The sequence below is a fragment of the Brachybacterium sp. GPGPB12 genome (assembly GCF_038396325.1).
Classification (GTDB): Bacteria; Actinomycetota; Actinomycetes; order Actinomycetales; family Dermabacteraceae; genus Brachybacterium; species Brachybacterium conglomeratum.
Genome location: NZ_CP149573.1, coordinates 1,669,101 through 1,689,922, shown reverse-complemented (window position 1 = coordinate 1,689,922; position 20,822 = coordinate 1,669,101). Strand labels below are relative to the sequence as shown.

The window sequence follows — 20,822 nt, the reverse complement described above, 5'->3', positions numbered from 1 at the left end:
AGGTCCCCCATGAGCACCCCCACCACCGTGCGGACCGGGCCCTCGGTCCACCACCCCCGCGACGAGCGCCGCCTGCCCTGGTACCACCTCGTCTTCACCGGCCTCGCGGGCCTCCTGGTCGCCATCGCCGTGCTGGCGATCGTCGGCGCCCTCTCGGTCACCAGCGCCATCCTGCTCGGATTCGTCCTGCACCTGCTCTTCGGCTGGGGCTACTCGCTCCTGCGCGAGGGCCCCCGCTGGGCGACCGAGCGGCTGATGACCCTGCTGGTCATCGGCGCGTTCGCGATCTCGATGTTCCCGCTGCTGTCGCTGCTGTGGTCCGTGGTCTCCCGTGGCCTGACCCGCGTGATCGCCGCGAAGCCGACCAGCTTCGCGTTCTGGACCGAGGACATGTCCGGCATCATCGGCGGAGCGGACGCCGGCGGCGTCTTCCACGCGATCGTCGGCACGCCGCTGATCACGCTGTGGGCCTCGATCATCTCGATCCCCGTCGGCCTGTTCACCGCGATCTTCCTGGTCGAGTACGCGAACGTGGGCTGGAAGCGGACCCTCGGCAGGGGTGTCACCTTCCTCGTCGACGTCATGACCGGCATCCCCTCGATCGTGGCGGGCCTGTTCGGCCTGGCGGTGTTCATCGCCTTCATGCCCGACCAGTCCGTGCGCATGGGCATCATGGGCGCGGTCGCGCTCTCGCTGCTGATGATCCCCACCGTGGTCCGCAACAGCGAGGAGATGCTCCGCCTGGTCCCCATGGACCTGCGCGAGGCCGCCTACGCGCTCGGCGTGCCCAAGTGGCTCACGATCGTCAAGGTCGTGCTTCGCACCGCGATCGCGGGCTTGACCACCGGCATCACCCTCGCCATCGCCCGCGTCATCGGCGAGACCGCGCCGCTGCTGCTCACGGTCGGCATGGTCACCTCGGTGAACTGGAACATGTTCGACGGCCGCATGGCGACCCTGCCCACCTTCATCAACCAGCAGTACCGCAACGGCAACGCGAACTGCATGTCGGACACGGTCACCAACCCGATCAACCAGGAGGTGTACGCCTGTGCGGTCAGCACCAACATCGACCGCGCCTGGGCGGCCGCCTTCACCCTGATCGTGATCGTGATGGTCCTGAACATCATCGCGCGCCTGATCAGCCACTACTTCTCCCCGAAGCTCAGCCGCTGAGCCGGGCCACCCACGCGAAAGGACATCTGATGGCGGCCCCCAGCCCATCAACGTCGAGGACCTGAACATCTACTACGGCGACTTCCTCGCCGTCGAGGGTGTCGACGTGCAGATCCGGCCCCGTTCGGTCACGGCCCTCATCGGCCCCTCCGGTCGCGGCAAGTCGACCTTCTTGCGCACCCTGAACCGCATGCACGAGGTCATCCCCGGCGCATACGCGAAGGGCAAGGTCGAGATCAACGGCGAGGACATCTACGACGCCAAGGTCGACCCGGTCAACGTGCGTCGCCGCGTCGGCATGGTGTTCCAGAAGGCAAACCCCTTCCCGACCATGTCGATCCGCGACAACGTGCTCGCGGGCGTGAAGCTCAACAACCGTCGGATCTCGAAGTCCGCGGCCGACGAGCTGGTCGAGCGCGCGCTGAAGGGCGCGAACCTCTGGAACGAGGTCAAGGACCGTCTCGACAGGCCCGGCATGGGCCTGTCCGGCGGTCAGCAGCGACGTCTGTGCATCGCCCGCACCATCGCCGTCAAGCCCGAGGTCGTCCTCATGGACGAGCCCTGCTCAGCGCTCGACCCGATCTCCACCCTCGCGATCGAGGACCTCATCCACGAGCTGAAGGAGGAGTACACGATCGTCATCGTCACGCACAACATGCGAGCAGGCGTCCCGCGTCTCCGACCGCACCGGCTTCTTCAACATCGCCGGCACCGGCAAGCCCGGGCACCTCATCGAGATCGACGACACCGACACGATCTTCACCAACCCCAGCAACAAGCAGACCGAGGACTACATCTCCGGTCGTTTCGGCTGATCGACGTACTGGCGAGGGACGAGCCGGTAGGAGATCAGTCAGGTGGACGGAGTCTGATCGACGTACTGGCGAGGGACGAGCCGGTAGGAGATCAGTCAGGTGGACGGAGTCTGATCGACGTACTGGCGAGGGACGAGCCGGTAGGAGATCAGTCAGGTGGACGGAGTCTGATCGACGTACTGGCGAGGAGCGCCGGGACCCTGGGCCGAGTGCCCGGGTCCCGGCGCTCCGTCGTCCCGGGGCCGACGGTCGCATCCGGGCGTCATCCCACGGTCGGACGCCGCCTGTGCGGAACCGATCCCCGGGCGGATGCGGTGTGAGGGGCCCGCGGCGGATCGTGGGGGACATGAACTTCGCACCCCCTGCCTCGCAGCCCTCCGCCGCCCCGTCGGCGCCCGCCCATCCCACGCCGATCCTCTCCGCCCGGGGGCTCGTGCGCACCTACGGCAGCGACCAGACCGCCACCCGGGCCCTCGACGGCGTGGACCTCGACATCGCCCGCGCCGACTCCCTCGCCGTGATGGGCCCCTCCGGTCTGCGGCAAGACCACCCTGCTGCATGTGCTCGCCGGCATCCTCGCCCCGACCTCCGGGACGGTGCGACTGGACGGCGAGGCCCTCGCCGAGCTCGGGGACCGACGGCGCACCCTCGCCGCGCCGCAGCGAGTTCGGCTTCGTCTTCCAGGACGGCCAGCTGCTGCCCGAGCTGACCGCGGTCGAGAACGTGATCCTCCCGCGCATGCTCGGCGGCACCTCGCGCCGTGCCGCGACCGCCGAGGCCACCGCCTGGCTGGACCGGCTCGGCCTCGCCGGGATGCACCACCGCCGGCCGACCCAGCTCTCCGGCGGCCAGGCCCAGCGCGTAGCGGTCGCCCGCGCGCTCGCGGGGCGTCCGTCGGTCGTCTTCGCCGACGAGCCCACCGGCGCCCTGGACCAGGAGACCGGACAGTCCGTCCTCGCGACCCTCGTCGACGCGTGCGCCGAGACCGGCGCGAGCCTGGTCATGGTCACCCACGACGCGAAGGTCGCCGCGGCCTGCCGGCGCACCGTCGCGATGCGCGACGGCCGGATCGCCCGCGAGTACGTGCGACCCGAGGGCGCGCAGGGCACGGGGGACGCCCGATGAACGCCCTGCTCGTCTCCGCCCCGCTCCTCTTTGCGCCGCCGCGGCGCCCTCGCCGACGTCCTGCCCGTGATCGCCTTCGCCGCGGCGACTGCGATCACCGGGACCGTGCTCGGCGGCGCCGCCGCCTTCGTCGGCCGCCTCCCCGCCGACGGCGAGGTCGCTTTCGAGGGGGAGGCCTCGCTGATCCCCTTCCTGGTCTCCTGCGCGATGGTCGCCTCGGTGCTCGCTGATCCCGAGCGCCGTCGGCCTCGGCGGCTCCGCGGCGCGGCTCTCGCTCGCCCGGCGCGAGCAGGACCTCGCCTCGATCCGTCTCGTCGGCGGCACCGCCGGCCAGGTCGGCGCCGTGGCGGTCCTCGACGTCGCCGCGCAGGCTCTGCTCGGCGGGTCGCTCGGCGTGGTCTTGCACCTGGTCGTGACCCCGCCCCTGACCGCGCTCGACTTCGGGATCGCCCCGTTCACCACCGCGGACCTGCTGATGCCGTGGTGGGCGTATCCGCTGCTGGTGATCGGCATGGTCCTGCTCGCCGCGGGCTCCGCCGCCGTCTCCCTCACCGCAGTGGTGCTCAGCCCCCTCGGCGTCGCCCGCGACTCCCGCATCGTGCGGATGTCTGTGCTCCGCCTGGGGATCTGGGCGGTGCTGATCCTCGGCTTCCTCGTGTTCACGCAGGTGGGCGGGATGATCTTCGGCGAGGTCGCCGACGGGATGCTGTTCATCGGGATCATGATCGTGTTCATCGGCGCGGTCGTCGCCGGCGTGAACGTGGTCGGCCCGTTCCTCGTCTGGGGCGTGGCGCCGCTCGTGGCGCGCACGGCCCCGACCCCGTCGCTGATGGTCGGCGCGAGGCGCCTCGCCGCGGACCCGAAGGCCGGCTGGAGGGCCGTCTCCGGGATCACCTTCGCCCTGGTCATCGCAGGCTTCCTCACCACGCTCGCGACGCTCACCCCGGCCGAGGGGGCCCGCGCGGTCGAGGACCGGATGATGGCCACCGCCATGTCCACCGGCGGGTCGCTCACCCTCGGCATCGCGGCCGTCCTCGCCGCGGTCGGCACCGGCGTGACGCAGACCGCGCGGGTGATCGACCAGGCGCCGGTCTTCGCGCGCCCAGCACATCGCCGGCGCCGAGGTGGGCCAGCCGCACCGGGCCCGGATCGCGGAGATCACGCCGCCGGTGCTGCTGAGCTCGGTGCTCGCGACCTTCACCGCTCTGCTCGTCGTGCTGTCGGTGCTGGGATCGGGCGCCGCCGATCCGAGCGCGGCGGTGCGCTACCTGGTCAGCGTCGCCGGGGCCTACGTCCTGGTGATCCTCGCCGTGCTCGTCGCCGCCCCGCTCGTGCGCCGGTACGCGACGCGCACCGCCTGAGCGGCACCTCTGCGTGCCCCGCCCCGCCTTCCCGCGGGGCGGGCACGGCCGTTAGGCTGGGGCGATGGACATGCAGACCGTCGCCCCGCAGGACGTGCCCGAGGGCGCGCATCTCATCGACGTGCGCGAGCAGGCCGAATGGGATGCCGGGCACGCCCCCACCGCCCAGCACCTCCCGGCGAGCACGCTCCTGCAGAACCTCGAGCGGCTCCCGGAGACGGACGAGGACCTGTACATCGTCTGCCGCGGCGGCGGACGCTCCTTCCAGGTCGCGCAGTGGCTGAACGCCAACGGGTTCGACGCGATCAACGTCGGCGGGGGCATGGACCAGTGGTTCGAGTCCGGGTCGCCGATAGAGTCCGACGGCGAGGGCGAGGCCTTCATCCTCTGAGGCGCCTCCCTCAGAGCGGCGGCGACGTCCTTCAGCGGCGCGTAGCCCACGAACGCGGCCACGTCGAGGAGGGTGTGCGCCACGACCAGCGGCATCGTCCGACGGGTGCGTCGGTACCACTCGCCGAGCACCAGCCCCATCACCAGGTTCGCGAGCCCCGGACCCACCCCCTGGTAGGTGTGGTACGCGCCGCGCAGCAGGGCGGAGGCGAGCAGGATCCGACTCGGCGACCAGCCGAGCCGTTCGAGGCGCTGGTAGAGGTAGCCGACCACGATCACCTCCTCGAGCAGCGCGTTCTTCAGCGCGTGGAGGATCAGCACCGGAGTGGTCCACCAGTGGGTCGCGAGCGCCGCCGGTATCACCTCCACGGTCGCGCCCAGCGCCCGACCCAGGTAGTAGACGGCCAGGCCCGGCACCCCGATCGCGGCGGTGAGCAGCGAGCCCGTGGCCCAGGTCCCGCGGCGGCCTGGCGAGATCCAGGCCGAGGTCGCCGAGCGCCTGGCGCAGCGAGCCCGCGGTCGCGGCCAGCAGCGACACCACCAGCGCGACCGGCACCAGGGCGAAGACGATCGAGAGCGGCTGGTACATCAGGTCCAGCCACGCGTCCTCCCGCAGCGAGGAGTTCAGCGAGGTCGACTGACCGGAGAGCGGGCCGGCGGCGAGGGCCTGGGCCAGCGCGATCAGCGAGTACACGGCGCCGCGCGCCCCAGCGAGAGCGCCAGCACGATGAGCACCTCGGCGCGCGACCAGGCCGGGCTCGGTCTCCACGTCTCCACGCGCACATGCTCTCACCCCGGCTCCGTGCCAGACTCGATCCCATGACTGCCTCGCATCCCGCTGCCCGCACCTCCCGTCCCGTCGTCCTGGTCACGGGCGCGAACCGGGGGATCGGCCGCGCCGTCGCGCACGAGCTGGCCGCCGACCACCACCTGCTGCTGGGCGGGCGGGACGAGCAGGCGCTCGCCGCGCTCGCCGCGGAGCTCCCGTCGGCCGAGCCCGTCGTCGCCGAGCTCACCGACCCCGCCGATCTCGACCGGGCGCTGACCGGCCTCGCCCTCGAGGAAGGACTCGCTGGCCTCGTCCACTCCGCGGGGATCCTGGTGAACGGCTCCATCGAGGAGCTGACGCCCGCGGACTGGGAGCGGAACTTCGCGGTCAACGTCACCGCCGTCTCGGAGCTGACCCGGCGCCTGCTTCCCGCGCGCGCGCGCGGCGCGCGGCACCGTCGTCGCCGTGAACTCGGGCTCCGGCTACGCCGCGAAGGGGGACCGCGGCGCCTACTCCGCCTCGAAGTTCGCGGCCGCGCGCCCTGGGCCGACGCGGCGCGCGAGGAGGAGCTCGCCGCGGGCGTGCGGGTCAGCTCGGTCCACCCCGGACGGGTCGACACCGACATGCGGCGACGAGCCGCGCGCCGCCGAGCAGGGCGCCTACCAGGCCGAGCAGTACCTGCGCCCCACCACGGTCGCCGCGGCGATCGGCTTCGTCTTTGCGCGCCCCGGAGGACGCGGTGGTGACGAGCCTGGACCTGCGCCCCCGCGCGATCGGCTGACCCGGCGCGGCCCCCGGGGACGGCAATGCTCCGCAGCGGCCGGCGGGCCGGCCCGACCGGGTCCCGCGGGCCGGAACCAGGACGACCCCTCCTGCTCGCCCGAGCAGGAGGGGTCGTCGGCCGTGCGGGGCGCGTCAGCCGCGCTGGTCGTCCAGGTGGCCGACGAGCTTCGCGGCGAGGCCCACGTAGGTCTGCGGGGTCAGGGCCAGCGGCCGCTCCTGCTCCGCCTCGGGCAGGCCGAGCGAGGAGATGAACTCGCGCATCCCCTCCCCGTCCACGCGGTGGCCGCGGGTGAGGTCCTTCAGCCGCTCGTAAGGGTTGTCCAGGCCCTCGTGGCCCTGCACGCCCAGGGTGCGCATCACGGACTGCACCGCCTCGCCGAGCACCTCCCAGTTGCCCTCGAGGTCCGCGGCCATTGCGTCGGCGTCGACGTCCAGGCCCGCCAGGCCCTTGCGGATGTTCGCGATCGCCAGCAGCGAGTGGCCGAGCGCCGGGCCGACGTTGCGGCCGCGTGGTCGAGTCGGTGAGGTCGCGCCGCAGGCGCGAGGTGACCAGGGTCTGGGAGAGCACGTCCAGCAGAGCGCCGGAGACCTCGAGGTTCGCCTCCGCGTTCTCGAAGCGGATGGGGTTGACCTTGTGGGGCATGGTCGAGGAGCCGGTGCCGCCCTGCGCGGACAGGCGCTGGCGGAAGTAGCCCAGCGAGATGTAGGTCCACACGTCGGTGGCGAGGTTGTGCAGGATCCGGCCGGCGCGGGCGATGTCGGCGTAGACCTCGGCCTGCCAGTCGTGGGACTCGATCTGCGTGGTCAGGGGGTTCCAGGTCAGGCCCAGGTGCTCCACGAAGGTGCGCGCGATGCGCTCCCAGTCCGCGCCCGGCACGGACACGGCGTGCGCGGCGTAGGTGCCGGTCGCGCCGTTGATCTTGCCCAGCATCTGGTTCGCGGGGATGCGGCGGGCCTGGCGGCCCAGGCGGTGCGCGAAGACCGCCATCTCCTTGCCGAGGGTGGTGGGGGTCGCGGCCTGGCCGTGGGTGCGCGAGAGCATCGGCACCTCGGCGGTCTCGCGGGCGAGGGCCTCGAGGTCGCCGATCAGTGCCTCGAAGGCGGGCGACCACACCTCGTGCACGGCCCCGCGGATCATCAGCGCGTAGGCGAGGTTGTTGACGTCCTCGCTGGTGCAGTAGATGTGCACGACCTCGGCGAGCGGCTCGAGGGAGGTGCCGGCCAGGCGGCGCTTGATGTAGTACTCGATCGCCTTGACGTCGTGGACGGTCTCCCGCTCGATCTCGGCGTGCTCGGCGATGCCGTCGGCGCCGAAGTCCTCCGGGATCGCGCGCAGCGGCGCCCGCTCCTCATCGGTCAGGGTGCGCAGACCGGGGATCACCTCGCCGTCCAGCAGGTGGATCATCCACTCGGTCTCCACCACCAGGCGGGAGCGGTTCAGCGCCGCCTCGGACAGGTGGTCGACCAGCGGTGCGACCTGGCCGCGGTAGCGACCGTCGAGCGGGGTGAGGGCGATCGGGGGAGTGATGTCCGCGAAGGAGTGAGCCATGACGGGCATTCTCCCAGAATCGCGCGCACCCGCGCCGTCGGGGCCGACGGGCGGGCGCGGGGGGCGACGCGGATGCGCGGGCGTCGGCTCAGGGCCGACGGCGCCGGGGGCGCGCCGGGAGGCCGAGAGTCCCTCCGGCGCGGTGAGGGGTCAGGCCCGCTCGACGTCGCGCTCGCCGACGCCGGTGACGGCCTCGACGATCGCCGAGAGGATCCCGATGATCACGCCCGCCAGCGGCGCCCACCAGAAGGAGTCGAACTCGAGGGTCAGGCCCACGAGCCCCGACACCCAGCTCGCGAGCAGCAGCATGAGCGTGTTGATCACCAGCTGGAACAGCCCCAGCGTCAGGCAGGTGATGGGGAAGGCCAGGAACGACAGCAGCGGCTTCACGATGGTGTTGATCAGCGCGAGGATCAGCGCGATCGCGCCGATCGTGAGGACCTGGGTGAGCAGGGTCGCCGAGTCGTCGCCCAGATGCATGCCGGGCAGGATCAGGGCCGTGACCCACAGCGCGAGGCCGGTGACGATGATGTGTCCGAGGAATCTCATGGGGCTATTGTCCTCGCGGGGCGCTGTGCACGCATGGGGGAAAGCCCCTGGATGTCGGGGTGGGGACGCCCTCGGACTCCGCCGCGCCGGTGACGACGTCCGGCATACCCTGGACGGCATGTCCGACCCCGCGACTCGACTCGACCAGCCCGCAGAGACGATCCGTCTTCGTCCCGCGCTCGAGAACCTGCCCGCCTACGTGGCCGGGAAGCCCGCGGCCGACGACGGGATCCATCGCTTCAAGGTCTCCTCGAACGAGTCGCACCTGCCGCCGATCCCCTCGGTGCGCGATGCCGCGGTCGCCGCGATGGAGTCCTCGAACCGCTACCCCGACGCCTCGGCGCAGCGAGCTGCGCGCCGCGCTCGGACAGAAGCACGGCGTGGACCCGGCGCAGATCGCCCTGTCCACCGGCGCCGTCGCGGTCACCGGCGACCTCGTGCGCGCCGTCGTCGGCGAGAGGGACGAGGTCGTGTACGCCTGGCGCTCCTTCGAGGCCTACCCGATCCTCGTCGGCTCCCACGGCGGCACCCCCGTGCCGGTGCCGCTGACCGCGGAGGGCGAGCACGACCTCGAGGCGATGGCCGCGGCGGTCACCGAGCGCACCCGCCTGGTGCCGCTGTGCACCCCGAACAACCCCACCGGCCCCTCGCTCTCCACCGAGCAGGTCGAGGACTTCCTCGCCCGCGTCCCCGAGGACGTGGTGGTCGCGATCGACGAGGCCTACCGCGAGTTCCACGACCCCGCGACCGTGCTCGGCACCGCCGGGATCTTCCGCCGCCACGGCAACGTGGTGTCGCTGCGCACCTTCTCGAAGCTCCAGGGCCTGGCCGGGTCGCGCATCGGCTACGCCGTCGCCCATCCGCGGCTCGCCCGGGCGCTCGGCCAGGTCACCGTGCCCTTCGGTGCGGGAGCCCCCGCCCAGGCCGCGGCGCTCGCCTCGCTCGCGCCCGCGGCGGCCGAGGCGCTGGAGCGCCGCGCGGAGCAGATCCGTTCCGAGCGCTCGCGGGTGATGGCCGGACTGCGCGAGCAGGGCTGGGAGCCGCCCGCGAGCCAGGGCAACTTCGTCTACTTCCCGCTCGGGGAGCGCTCGGGGGAGTTCGCCGAGTTCGCCGACGCACGTGGCCTCGTCTTGCGTGCCTACGGCACCGACGGGGTGCGCGCCACCATCGCGGAGGAGGAGGCGAACGATCGCCTGCTCGCCATCGCGGGGGAGTGGCTCGCGGGCTGAGCCGCCGCCGGGCGCGCGGGACCGGCCGCACGGCGCCCGGCAGGTCTGCCGGGCGGGCGGAGCCTCAGGCGCCGACGGGCTCCGCGGCCGGGACGACGTGCCCGAACCACGGCATGGACGCGAGATCCGTGGTCCGGACGATCACCGCGCCGAGCGGGAGCATCGACGCGGCGATCCCGAGAGAGCCGGCGGCATCGGCGGCATATGCCAGGCAGCAACGCTTCGCGAGGGGTGCATGTCCCTCAGCGAAGCACCGCCACGACCCGGCGGCAAGGGGGTCCCTCGGTGACCTGCGGGTCACCCCAGTGGGGCTCCCAGGCCGCGGGTCACCGCACGAAGGCGTCGGCCTCCCCGGTCATCCCGATCCTCTCGGCGACGTAGTCGATGTCCTTGTCGCCGCGCCCGGAGAGGTTCACCAGCAGGTGCTCCTCATGGCCCATCGTCGGCGCGATCCGGATCGCATGGGCGAGGGCGTGCGCGGACTCGAGCGCGGGGATGATCCCCTCGGTGCGGCTGAGCAGGCGGAAGGCATCGAGCACCGCCTCGTCGCCCTCGCGCACGTACTCGACCCGGCCCAGCTCCCGCAGATGCACGTCGCGCGGCCCGACGCCGGGGTAGTCCAGGCCCGAGGCGATCGAGTGGACCTCGCCGGGCTCGCCGTCCTCGTCCTGCAGGACGAGGGTCTCCATCCCGTGCGGCATGCCGGGGCGGCCGAAGCTCATCGTCGCGGCGTGGCGGCCCGGCTCGTCGCCCTGCCCGCCGGGCTCGACACCGATCAGCCGCACCTCCTCGTCCTCGAGATAGGCGGTGAAGGCGCCGATCGCGTTGGAGCCGCCGCCCACGCAGGCGATCACCGCGCCCGGCAGGCGGCCGTGCGCGGCGAGGTGCTGGGCACGGGACTCGCGGCCCACGACGGACTGGAAGTCGCGCACCATGTCCGGGAAGGGCGCCGGACCCACCACGGACCCGATCGCGAAGAGGTAGCGCTCGGAATCCGCGGCGTAGACGGCGAAGGCGGAGTCGACCGCCTCCTTCAGGGTGGCCTGGCCCGTCTCCACCGCGACCACCTTCGCGCCCAGCAGGCGCATGCGCACCACGTTCGGGCGCCGCTTGGCGACGTCGACCGCGCCCATGTGGATCTCGCACTCCAGGCCGACGAGCGCCGCGGCGGTCGCGAGCGCGACCCCGTGCTGGCCCGCCCCGGTCTCGGCGATCAGGGTGCGCTTGCCCATCCGCTTCGCCAGCGGCGCCTCGCCGATCGTGTGGTTGATCTTGTGGGCGCCGGTGTGGTTGAGGTCCTCGCGCTTGAGCAGGATCCGGGCCCCTCCGAGCTGGTCGGAGAGCCGGTCGGCGCTCGTGATCGGGGAAGGGCGGCCGACGACCTCGCGCGGCAGGCGCGAGTACTCCGCGAAGAACTCCTCGTCGTGCCGGGCCTCCTCGTAGGCGGCGGCGACCTTCGCCATCGGCTCCGCGAGCGGCGGCGGCAGGATCGCGCCGCCGTGGTCGCCGAAGCGACCGCCGGTGTTCCCGGCGAAGGCAGCGGAGCGGGGGAGCGCCGCGGCCTCGGCGAGGGTGCGCGGGGCGGGAGCCCCGTCGACGGCGGGGACGACGGGTGCGGTGGTGCTGGTCATGGGAATCTCCTGCGATCGGGCCCGGACCGGGAGGCTCGCAGACAGGGGAAGCCGCCCGGGTGACGGGCGGCTTCGGTGTCAGCGCATGCGACAGGGGACCGCCCTCAGGCGGCCCACCAGCTGATCGTCGCGATGCGCATGGCGGCACCATAGCCCAGCCCGGGTCGTCTTGCGCGCGGCACGTCCGGCCGGAGACCCGAGATCGGCCGACGGACGCCCCCGGTGATACGGGGAGAGGGGCGGATATCACTACCGGCCCCGCGGTCGCCGCCGATAGTCTTGAGAGCGGTCGGGCCCCTGCCGCCGCGGGACGGGCGCCCGAGGCGTCCGGTCCGACTGCCCTCGCCCCGCACCTGATCGCACGAAGGACCTCATGGCCGCCCGCGCCGTCCCTGTCCCCCCGCGACCGCCCTCGGCGGCCCCCGCGCCTACGCGGTCTGGATCGCGGCGGTGACGGCCTACTCGATCGCGGTGCTGCAGCGCACCACGATGGGCGTCGCCGGGCTCGAGGCCGCGGACCGGTTCGGGGCCTCGGCGACCATCGTGTCGACCTTCGTGGTGCTCCAGCTCGGCGTCTACGCCCTCGCCCAGATCCCCGCCGGCGTCTTTGCTGGACCGCTACGGCTCCCGCGTCACCCTCACCGCCGGCGCCGTGCTGATGGCGCTCGGCCAGGTGCTCATGTCCCAGACCGAGACCGTGGGCGTGGCGATGATCGCCCGCATCGTGCTCGGCGCGGGCGATGCGCTGACCTTTGCAAGTGCGATCCGGCTGGTCCCGGCCTGGTTCCCGCCCGGCCGCGTGCCGCCGCTGACCCAGCTCACCGGCATCCTCGGCCAGGTCGGGCAGATCCTCTCCGCCGTCCCCTTCGTGGCCGTGCTGAGCGTGGCCGGCTGGACGCCCGCCTTCTCCTCCGCCGCGGCGCTCAGCGCGATCGCCGCCGTGCTGGTGCTTGCTCGTCGTCCGCGCGACGCCGCCGGGGATGCCGCGGCCGACGGTGAAGCAGGACCTCCGACGGATCCCCGTGGTGCTGGGGCGGATCGTGCGCCACCCCTCGACGCAGCTGGGCTTCTTCACCCACTTCACGGCCGGCTTCCCCGGCATCGCGTTCTCGATGATGTGGGGCTACCCGTATCTCACCGCGGGGGAGGGGCTCAGCCGCCCCGCCGCCTCCGCGGTGATGACCGTGCTGGTGGTCGTCGCGATCGTCGGCGGTCCGCTGATCGGCGCGCTCACCCAGCGGCACCCGCTGCGCCGCTCCACGCTGGTGCTTGCTGATCGTCGCGACGATCGTGGTGCCGCTGCTCGCGCTCGTGCTGTGGCCGGGCAACGCCCCGATGTGGTCGCTGATCGTGCTGGTCTCCGGGTATTCCATCGGCGGCCCCGCCAGCTCCGTCGGCTTCGACTTCCCGCGCACGGACCTGGCCAAGCACCGCCTCGGCACCGCGACCGGCGCTGTGATCATGGGCGGCTTCATCGGCGCCCTCGTCGCGATCCTCCTGATCGGCGTGGTGCTGGACCTCTTGCGCCCCGACGGGGACTACGACCTGGCCTCCTTCCGCCTCGCCTTCGCCGTTCAGCTCCCGCCGCTCGCGATCGGGGTGGTCGGGATGCTGATGACCCGTCGGAACCTGCGCCGACGGATGGCCGTGCAGGGCCGCGAGGTCCCGCCGTGGCGCGAGGTGTGGCGCTCGGGGCGCTGGCGCCAGCTCTGAGGAGCCCCTGTCCCGTCGGCCCCGGAGCCCGTCGGTCGGGCTCGGTCCGCTCCGCGGCCGCCGTCGGGGCCCTCGTCGGCCGGGCCGGGCTTGCCGCCGCCCCTGCCGTGCCGTAGCGTTCCTCCCAACACTTACTTTCAAGGAGGAAATATGTCGTTCACGCTGGGCATCGTCGGGATCGGTCAGTTCGGATCCCACTTCGCGGAGCTCTTCGCCGCCCATCCCGACATCGACGCGCTCTACGCCGTCGACGCCGTCCCCGAGCGGATCGACGCCGTCGAGGCGCGCGGGGTCGCCTTCGCCGGCCGGTTCGAGACCCTCGAGGAGCCGCTCGCCTCCGACGTCGACGCGGTCGCGATCTTCACCCAGCGCTGGACCCACGGGCGCGATGCCCTGGCCGCCCTCCGTGCCGGCAAGCACGTCTACTCCGCGGTGCCGATGGCCATCGAGGAGGACGAGATCCGCCAGATCACCGAGGAGGTGCGGCGCACGGGGCTCGTCTACATGATGGGCGAGACCAGCCAGTACAACGCCGCCGTCGTCCTCGCCCGGCGCATCCACCGCTCCGGCGCGTTCGGCGAGGTGTTCTACGCCGAGGGCGACTACGTCCACGACATGGACCTCGGCTTCTACGACGCCTACAGGTACTCCGGCGGCGAGCAGTGGAAGTCCACCGCCTCCTACCCGCCCCTGCTCTACCCCACGCACTCCATCGGCGGCATCCTCGGCGTGCTGGGGGAGCGGCACGCCGTCTCCGTCTCGGCGCTGGGACGCCCCGACACCCGCGGCGACGGGGTCTTCGACAAGGACGTCTCGATGTTCGGCAACGACGTCTCCAACGCCTTCGCCCTGTTCGGGATGGACAACGGCGGCGCCTTCCGCACCAACGAGCCGCGCCGTGTGGGCTACCCCTCCCACAAGCGCGAGAGCCGCTTCCGCTTCTTCGGCGAGGCCTCCTCCTTCGAGGAGACCGTCGACGTCACCTACTGGCACGACAAGAAGGACGTGCTCAAGGTGACGGACCTGATCCGCACCGACCGCACCATGAGCCTGGACGACCCGCGGCTCGCGGACGTCTCGCCCACCCTGCGCGACGCCTTCGTCGCCGGTGCCTCCCGCGCCCACCACCAGGAGCGCCTGCCCGAGGAGTTCCAGGGCATGCCCAACGGGCACGAGGGCGCCCACCACTTCCTCGTCGACGACTTCGCCCGCGCCGTCGTCGGCGGCCACCAGCCCGTGGTCAACGCGTGGCAGGCCGCCCGCTACACGCGCCCGGCGTCATCGCCCACCAGTCGATGAACCGCGGCGGCGAGCGGCTCGAGATCCACGACCTCGGCGACTGCCCGCTGCCCGTGGTCGATCTCGACGCCGAGCAGGAGCCGCTGGACCCGCAGGCGCTCGCCGCTGCGGTCGGGGTGGTCCCCGAGGCCGTCGGCGCCTGACCGTCCGGTCCCGCCCGGCTCCTCTTGCTCGCCCCGGCCGTTCGACGAGACGTTCCCGAGACGTGGAGCGGCGGGGGCGCCGCGGCGTGCCGGACCGCCCGGGGCGCGAGGTCCCTCGCTCTCGCGATCTGGGAGCTCCGGGGCGTTCACGCCGCGGTCCCCCGCGAGCTCGAGGAGGCCGCCTGCCTCGACGGCGCCTCCTGTCTGCGCATGTTCCGCCCCGGTCCGACGGGCCCTCGCCGAGGGCATGACCGCCGACGCCGTGAAAGGCTGAGGCATGACCAGCATCCCCGCCGGCCCCGGCGCCCGGCTCCGCTACGACGCCGACGTGCTCGGCGTGCTCATGGCCCCCTTCACCGGCACCGCCGTGCCGGGCTGGCTCGGCCACGCGCTCGACGGCGGCCTCGCCTCGGTGATCCTCTTCGGGCACAACACCCCCGACGCCGCGACCGCCCGCGACCTCGCCCGCGCGCTCCACGCCCGGGCCGAGCACTGCGTGGTCGCGATCGATGAGGAGGGCGGGGACGTCACCCGCCTCCAGTCCGCGACCGGCTCCGGCCTGCCGACGGCCAGGGCGCTCGGCGCGATAGACGACCCCGAGCTCACCCGGCGGGCGGGGTGCGCCCTCGGCGACCTGCTCGCCGCCTGCGACCTCGACCTGGACCTCGCTCCCGTGCTGGACGTGTCCACCGATCCCGCGAACCCGGTGATCGGCACGCGCGCCTACGGGGACGAGCCCGACCGGGTCGCCCTGCACGCCCGCGCCTTCGCGGCCGGGCTGATCGACGCCGGGCTCGGCACCTGCGCGAAGCACTTCCCCGGCCACGGCGCGACCTCCGCCGACTCGCACACCGCGCTCCCGCGGATCGACCTCGGACCGGCGGAGTTCGAGCGCGAGCACCTGGCGCCCTGGCGGATTGCACCGTGGCTCGACTCGGTGATGACCGCGCACGTGCTGGTCCCCGCGCTCGGCGAGGGGCCTGCCTCGATCTCGCCCTGGGCGCGGCCGCTGCTGGACCGCGCAGTGGGCGGCACCTTCCACGGCCTGGTCATCACCGACGCGCTCGACATGGCGGCCGTCGCCGAGGACCCCGGCTGTGGGGAGGCGGCCGTCCGCGCGATCGAGGCGGGCGCCGACCTGCTGTGCCTGGGCACCTCCCTGCGCCGGGATGACGAGCGGATGCTCCGCGAGGCGCACGATGCGCTCCTCGACGCGGTCGAGACGGGGCGACTCCCGCGCGTCGTGCTCCGCGAGCGTGCCGAGCGCACCCGTGAGCGCCTGCGCGACCTGCGCACCCGGCGCCGCTTCGTCCCCGCCCCCGAGATCGAGGACGCCCTCGCCGGTCTCGAACGACTCGGGGCCGCGGCGGCCGCCCGCGCGGTCAGCTCCCGCCACGGCCACGCCCGCCTCGACGGGCGGCCCGCCGTCGTGCTCGACCTTCGCCACCGGGCCCAGCACACCTCCGGAGCCCGCACCCAGCAACTGGTCGCGGCGGCCGCGCGAACGGGGGATCGACGCCGCGGAGCCCCCGGAGCTCGACGGCCCCGAGCGACATCGGCACCCCGAGCGGTCTGCGCCTCCCGCGGGCCCGCGGCTCCCGGCGCGGCGCGCCCAGGACGACCCGACCGCGCAGGCTGCTCGCGGTGACCCGTCTGCCCCGCAGCGACGCCGAGGAGGGACGCCGCCTGGCCGCCCTGCTCGCCGCTCGGCCGGACACGATCGTGGTCCACACCGGGGTGCCCGACGCCGCCCCCGACCACCGCCTGCTCGTCCTCGCCCACGGCGCCGGCCGCACCATGATGCGCGCCGCCGTGGACCTGCTCCTCGACGGCGCGGACCGCGGCGGGAGAGCAGGATGAAGGCGCTGGGGATGATGTCCGGCACGAGCCCGGACGCGATCGACGCCCTCGCGCTCGCCGCCGCGCCGCCGGAGGCGGGGGAGGGGCGCCGCGCCGCACCCGCGCCGCACCGGGCTCCCGGCGGCGGTGACGGACGGCTCCTTGGAACTTACGGCACCGTAGGTTACGCTCGCCCCCGTGAGCGTCTTCCGATCCACGATCCCCGACGTCGCGGCCGAGGAGCCGATGGTCCAGCTCCTGGGGCCCGACGGCACCCGCACCCCGCACGAGCGGCTCGACGCCGTGCTCGAGGAGGCGGGGCTCGCCACCCCCGAGCGGCCGCGCGGCTACTACCGCGACATGGTGATGATCCGCGCCGCGGACCTCGAGGCGACGAGCCTGCGGCGCCAGGGCCAGCTCGGCCTGTGGGCGAGCGCGCTCGGGCAGGAGGCCGCGCAGATCGGGGCCGGCCACGCCTCCCGCGAGCAGGACTATCTCGTGCCCACCTATCGCGAGCACGGCGTCGCCTGGGCCCGCGGCATCGAGCCGTGGCGCCTGCTGGAGATGTTCCGCGGCATCAGCCACGGCGGCTGGGACCCCAACGAGTCGCGCACCCACCCGTACATGATCGTGCTCGGCTCCCAGGCCCCGCACGCGGTCGGCTACGCGATGGGCCTGCGGCGCGACGGCGTCGTCGGCACCGGCGACAGTGCCACCGACGCCGCGGTCCTCGCCCTCTTCGGTGACGGCGCCTCGAGCGAGGGGAGGTCGCCGAGTCCCTCACCTTTGCCGCCTCCTTCCAGGCCCCCGTCGTGTTCTACACGCAGAACAACCAGTGGGCGATCTCCGTGCCCACCTCCGTCCAGACCCGCGTCCCCCTCGCCCAGCGCTCCCGCGGCTGGGGCATCCCCTCGGTGCGCGTGGACGGCAACGACGTCCTGGCCGTGCTCGGCGCCGTGCGCACCGCCCTGGACTCGGCCCGCGCGGGGAGGGGCCGGTCTTCGTCGAGGCCCTCACCTACCGCATGGCCGCCCACACCACCAGCGACGACGCCTCCCGCTACCGGCCGGCCGCGGAGGAGCAGGAGTGGGCGGAGAAGGACCCGATCCTGCGCCTGCGCCGCCACCTCGAGCGACTCGGCGAGATCGACGAGGCCTTCGTCGCCCGCTGCGACGAGGAGGCGCACGACCTCGCGATGCGGCTCCACCACCACATCCACGGCATGGAGGACCCCGACCCGGTGCGCATGTTCGACCACCCCTACGCCGAGCCCCATCCGATCGTCGACGCCGAGCGCGCGGAGTACCTCGCCTACGTCGCCCAGTTCGAGGACGAGGAGGGGGACGCATGAACGCCCCCTCCACCCCGTCCACCACGACCCTCCCGATCGCGAAGGCCATCACCGCGGGGCGCGTGACGCGATGACCGCCGACGACAAGGTCCTGCTGATGGGCGAGGACATCGGCGTGCTCGGCGGCGTCTTCCGTGTCACCGACGGGCTCCACGCCGAGTTCGGCTCCCAGCGCGTGGTCGACACCCCGCTCGCGGAGGCCGGGATCGTCGGCACCGCCGTGGGCCTGGCCCTGCGCGGCTACCGGCCCGTGGTCGAGATCCAGTTCGACGGATTCGTCTTCCCCGCCTTCAACCAGATCACCACCCAGGTCGCGAAGATGCACAACCGCACCTCGGGCCGGGTGAACATGCCGATGGTGATCCGGATTCCGCACGGCGGCGGCATCGGCGCGGTCGAGCACCACTCCGAGAGCCCCGAGGCGCTCTTCGCCCACACCGCGGGCCTGCGGATCCTCGCCCCCTCCACCGCGCAGGACGCGTACTGGATGACCCGCCAGGCGATCGAGTCCGAGGATCCCGTGATCATGCTCGAGCCCAAGCGCCGCTACTGGGTCAAGGGCGACGTCGACCCCGACCACCGCCCCGAGCTCTCGCCCTGGCAGGCGCAGGTGGTGCGCCCCGGCACCGACGCGACGGTGCTCGCCTGGGGGCCGAGCATGCCCGTCGTCCTCGAGAGCGCCGAGGCCGCCGCGGCCGACGGCCTCGACCTCGAGGTGATCGACGCCCGCTCCCTCGCCCCCGTCGACTACCCCACGATCGCGGACTCGGTGCGGCGCACCGGGCGCCTGCTGATCGTCCACGAGGCCCCCGTGCTCGGCGGGCTCGGCGGCGAGATCGCCGCCCGAATCTCCGAGCAGTGCTTCTACCACCTCGAGGCGCCGGTCTTTGCGCGTGGGCGGCTACCACCTGCCCTATCCGCCCTCCCGCATGGAGCACGTCTATCTCCCCGACCTCGACCGGGTGCTGGACGGCGTGGACCGTCTGCTCGAGCACTGACCCGCGCGCCCGCCGCGTGAAAGGATCACGACCATGAAGACCTCCTCGATCGTCACGATCGCCCTCACCGATCCCGGCGAGGGCCTCACCGAGGCCGAGATCCTCGAGATCAAGGTCGCCGTCGGCGACCGCCTGGAGATCAACGACCCCGTCGTCGAGGTCGAGACCGCCAAGAGCGCCGTCGAGTCGCCCAGCCACGTCGCCGGCACCGTCGTCGAGATCCTCGTCGCCGTCGGCGAGGAGGTGCCCGTCGGCGCCCCGCTGATGCGCGTGGACACCACCGGCGGGGCCGTCCCGTCCCCGGCCCCCGCCGCGGCGGCAGAGGCGGACCCGTCGGCCGCCGAGCTCTCCGCCCAGGCGACGGAGCAGGCCGCCGAGCAGGCCCAGGGGCAGGCGGAACAGCCCGACGCCCCGAGCGAGGGCGAGGGCGCGCCGGCCGCGCAGGAGCCGAAGAACCTCGTCGGCTACGGGGAGCGGGCCACGGGCACGCGCCGCCGCCGACGCCGGGCCCAGCCCGCGCGACCCGCCGCGGAGCAACAGGTCCCCATCGACCGGATCCTCGCCAAGCCGCCGGTGCGCAAGCTCGCCCGCGACCTCGGGATCGCGGCGCACGACGTGCTTGCCACCGGCCCCGAGGGCACCGTCACCCGGCAGGACGTGCTCAACGCCCAGCGGCGCTCCTACGGCGCGGAGCCCGCCGCTCACGACGGCGCCGGTGCGTACTTCCCCGAAGAGTCCCCGCAGGCGCCCGAGCACCTCGGCGACGTCATGAAGACCACCCGTGACCAGCCCTTCTCCGGCGTCACGAGCGATGAGCGCACCACCCGCGTCCCGATCCGCTCGGTCCGCAAGCGCACCGCCGAGGCGATGGTGGCCTCCGCCTTCACCGCCCCGCACGTCACGGTGTTCAACGAGATCGACATGACCGGCGTCACGCGGATCGTCTCCCAGGCGCGCGCCTCGCGCGAATGGGCCGACGTGAAGGTCAGCCCCCTGGCCGTGATCGCGAAGGCGCCGCTGGTCGCGATCCGCCGCAATCCCGAGGTCAACGCCTCCTGGGACGAGGACGCCCAGGAGATCGTCTACAAGCACTACGTCAACCTCGGCATCGCCGCTGCGACCCCGCGCGGCCTCATCGTCCCGAACCTGAAGGACGCGCACCTGATGACGCCGCGGGAGCTCGCCGAGGGGATCGGGGAGCTCGCCCGCACCGCGAGGGCCGGGCGCACCTCCCTGCGCGACACCCGCGAGGGCACCATCACCATCACCAACTACGGCGTCTTCGACATCGACTCCGGCACCCCGATCCTGAACCCGGGGGAGTCCGCCATCCTCGGCGTCGGCGCGATCAAGGAGAAGCCGTGGGTGGTGGACGGGCGGATCGAGCCGCGCCGGGTCGCGACCCTCTCGCTGAGCTTCGACCACCGCCTGATCGACGGGGCGCTCGGCGCGGAGTCGCTGCGCGACGTCTCCGCCGTGCTCGAGGACCCCTCCCTGGGCCTGGTCTGGGGCTGAGAGGCGAGGGATCGCTCCTTAGTACCCTTGTGCGGTGACCTCGAGCCCGCCCGCTTCCCCGCCGCCGCGGCGCGACGACCCCCGCATGCACACCGTCGAGATGGCGGCCCTGCGCGACGTGGTCGTCGCCGACTCCGAGACCCTCGTCTCGGGCCCGGTCCGTCCGGCGCCGGCGAGCTGGCGGATCGCCCTGCTCGTCGCCGCCGGCGGGGCGCTCGGGGCGATGCTCCGCTTCCTGCTGACCGTGCTCGACCCCGCCGTGACCACCCCCACGCTGGTCGAGATGCCGTGGACGACCCTCACCGTCAACGTGCTGGGCTCCCTCGGGCTCGGCGCGCTCAACGGCGTGCTCGAGGTGCGCGAGGGGCGGCCGTGGATGCGCCCGGCTGCTGGGCACCGGGCTGTGCGGCGGCTTCACCACCATGTCCACCGTGGTGCTCGAGGGCTCGGCGATGATCGGCGCGGACTTCCCGCTGCTGGCCCTGCTGTACGCCGCGCTGACCCTCGCGCTGTGCCTCGGCGCGGTCGTCCTCGGCCTGCTTTGCTGGGCAACCGCCTCGGCGCCCGGGGGCTCGAGGCGACGGACG

12 protein-coding genes and 10 pseudogenes are annotated in these 20,822 nt (G+C 73.2%); 18 read left to right on the top strand and 4 right to left on the bottom strand.

Annotation, left to right across the window (positions count from 1 at the left end):
• Window positions 1–9 precede the first annotated feature (9 nt).
• The 5 genes and pseudogenes from pstA to WKH84_RS09805 all read left to right on the top strand — a co-directional run bounded on the left by pstA (window position 10) and on the right by WKH84_RS09805 (window position 4,868).
• On the top strand, window positions 10–1,176 hold the full coding sequence (gene pstA / locus WKH84_RS09825) for a phosphate ABC transporter permease PstA (RefSeq protein ID WP_341856834.1): 1,167 nt from the start codon (window positions 10–12) through the stop codon (window positions 1,174–1,176).
• 46 nt (window positions 1,177–1,222) lie between these two features.
• Window positions 1,223–1,991 (top strand): annotated as a pseudogene (gene pstB / locus WKH84_RS09820) (phosphate ABC transporter ATP-binding protein PstB).
• Window positions 1,992–2,337: 346 nt separating this feature from the next.
• A pseudogene (locus WKH84_RS09815) lies at window positions 2,338–3,116 on the top strand (ABC transporter ATP-binding protein).
• Window positions 3,113–3,346 (top strand): hypothetical protein, encoded by a 234-nt coding sequence (locus tag WKH84_RS09810; protein WP_341856494.1) that lies wholly within the window; start codon window positions 3,113–3,115, stop codon window positions 3,344–3,346. The pseudogene WKH84_RS09815 and the gene WKH84_RS09810 overlap by 4 nt, the downstream one beginning before the upstream one ends.
• 1,195 nt (window positions 3,347–4,541) lie before the next feature.
• The gene (locus WKH84_RS09805) at window positions 4,542–4,868 is read left to right on the top strand and encodes a rhodanese-like domain-containing protein (protein WP_341856833.1); all 327 of its coding nucleotides are present in this window, start codon (window positions 4,542–4,544) and stop codon (window positions 4,866–4,868) included.
• 119 nt (window positions 4,869–4,987) lie between these two features.
• Here WKH84_RS09805 and WKH84_RS09800 read toward each other — a convergent pair.
• A pseudogene (locus WKH84_RS09800) lies at window positions 4,988–5,146 on the bottom strand (CPBP family intramembrane glutamic endopeptidase); the annotation flags it as partial.
• Between the two features lie 151 nt (window positions 5,147–5,297).
• Between WKH84_RS09800 and WKH84_RS09795 the strand changes: the two are divergent.
• Together WKH84_RS09795 and WKH84_RS09790 are read left to right on the top strand one after the other, a co-directional pair.
• Window positions 5,298–5,690: a hypothetical protein gene (locus tag WKH84_RS09795; protein ID WP_341856493.1), complete on the top strand. Its 393-nt coding sequence runs from the start codon at window positions 5,298–5,300 to the stop codon at window positions 5,688–5,690.
• Complete coding sequence (locus tag WKH84_RS09790; RefSeq protein ID WP_341856492.1) at window positions 5,651–6,382, top strand: SDR family NAD(P)-dependent oxidoreductase; 732 nt, start codon at window positions 5,651–5,653, stop codon at window positions 6,380–6,382. Before WKH84_RS09795 ends, WKH84_RS09790 begins: the two co-directional genes overlap by 40 nt.
• 169 nt (window positions 6,383–6,551) lie before the next feature.
• On the opposite strand, the pseudogene purB reads toward WKH84_RS09790, so the two are convergent.
• Window positions 6,552–7,968, bottom strand: a pseudogene (gene purB / locus WKH84_RS09785) (adenylosuccinate lyase).
• 150 nt (window positions 7,969–8,118) lie between these two features.
• Window positions 8,119–8,517, bottom strand: coding sequence for a phage holin family protein (locus WKH84_RS09780; protein WP_341856491.1), 399 nt, complete (start codon window positions 8,515–8,517; stop codon window positions 8,119–8,121).
• Between the two features lie 118 nt (window positions 8,518–8,635).
• Here WKH84_RS09780 and WKH84_RS09775 point away from each other — a divergent pair.
• Window positions 8,636–9,746, top strand: a pseudogene (locus WKH84_RS09775) (histidinol-phosphate transaminase).
• A 326-nt stretch (window positions 9,747–10,072) separates the two neighbouring features.
• On the opposite strand, the gene trpB reads toward WKH84_RS09775, so the two are convergent.
• Complete coding sequence (gene trpB, locus WKH84_RS09770; RefSeq protein ID WP_341856490.1) at window positions 10,073–11,377, bottom strand: tryptophan synthase subunit beta; 1,305 nt, start codon at window positions 11,375–11,377, stop codon at window positions 10,073–10,075.
• A gap of 607 nt (window positions 11,378–11,984) precedes the next feature.
• Here trpB and WKH84_RS09765 point away from each other — a divergent pair.
• From WKH84_RS09765 to WKH84_RS09720, 10 genes and pseudogenes are all read left to right on the top strand, one after another.
• Window positions 11,985–12,653 carry an MFS transporter gene (locus tag WKH84_RS09765; RefSeq protein ID WP_341856489.1) on the top strand — a complete coding sequence of 223 codons (669 nt, stop codon included), beginning with the start codon at window positions 11,985–11,987 and terminating at the stop codon, window positions 12,651–12,653.
• Window positions 12,647–13,090, top strand: a complete 444-nt coding sequence (locus tag WKH84_RS09760; protein WP_341856488.1) for a hypothetical protein — start codon at window positions 12,647–12,649, stop codon at window positions 13,088–13,090. The genes WKH84_RS09765 and WKH84_RS09760 overlap by 7 nt, the downstream gene beginning before the upstream one ends.
• A gap of 150 nt (window positions 13,091–13,240) precedes the next feature.
• Window positions 13,241–14,532 (top strand): annotated as a pseudogene (locus WKH84_RS09755) (Gfo/Idh/MocA family oxidoreductase).
• A gap of 277 nt (window positions 14,533–14,809) precedes the next feature.
• Window positions 14,810–16,180, top strand: coding sequence for a glycoside hydrolase family 3 N-terminal domain-containing protein (locus tag WKH84_RS09750; RefSeq protein WP_341856487.1), 1,371 nt, complete (start codon window positions 14,810–14,812; stop codon window positions 16,178–16,180).
• Window positions 16,177–16,392 carry a hypothetical protein gene (locus tag WKH84_RS09745; RefSeq protein ID WP_341856486.1) on the top strand — a complete coding sequence of 72 codons (216 nt, stop codon included), beginning with the start codon at window positions 16,177–16,179 and terminating at the stop codon, window positions 16,390–16,392. Before WKH84_RS09750 ends, WKH84_RS09745 begins: the two co-directional genes overlap by 4 nt.
• Window positions 16,393–16,617: 225 nt before the next feature.
• Window positions 16,618–17,722 (top strand): annotated as a pseudogene (locus WKH84_RS09740) (thiamine pyrophosphate-dependent enzyme).
• Window positions 17,719–18,720: pseudogene (locus tag WKH84_RS09735) on the top strand (alpha-ketoacid dehydrogenase subunit beta). The pseudogenes WKH84_RS09740 and WKH84_RS09735 overlap by 4 nt, the downstream one beginning before the upstream one ends.
• A gap of 33 nt (window positions 18,721–18,753) precedes the next feature.
• Window positions 18,754–20,235, top strand: a complete 1,482-nt coding sequence (locus WKH84_RS09730) for a dihydrolipoamide acetyltransferase family protein (RefSeq protein WP_341856485.1) — start codon at window positions 18,754–18,756, stop codon at window positions 20,233–20,235.
• Window positions 20,236–20,320: 85 nt separating this feature from the next.
• Window positions 20,321–20,524 (top strand): annotated as a pseudogene (locus tag WKH84_RS09725) (CrcB family protein); the annotation flags it as partial.
• A gap of 133 nt (window positions 20,525–20,657) precedes the next feature.
• Window positions 20,658–20,714 (top strand): annotated as a pseudogene (locus WKH84_RS09720) (CrcB family protein); the annotation flags it as partial.
• Window positions 20,715–20,822: the final 108 nt, after the last annotated feature.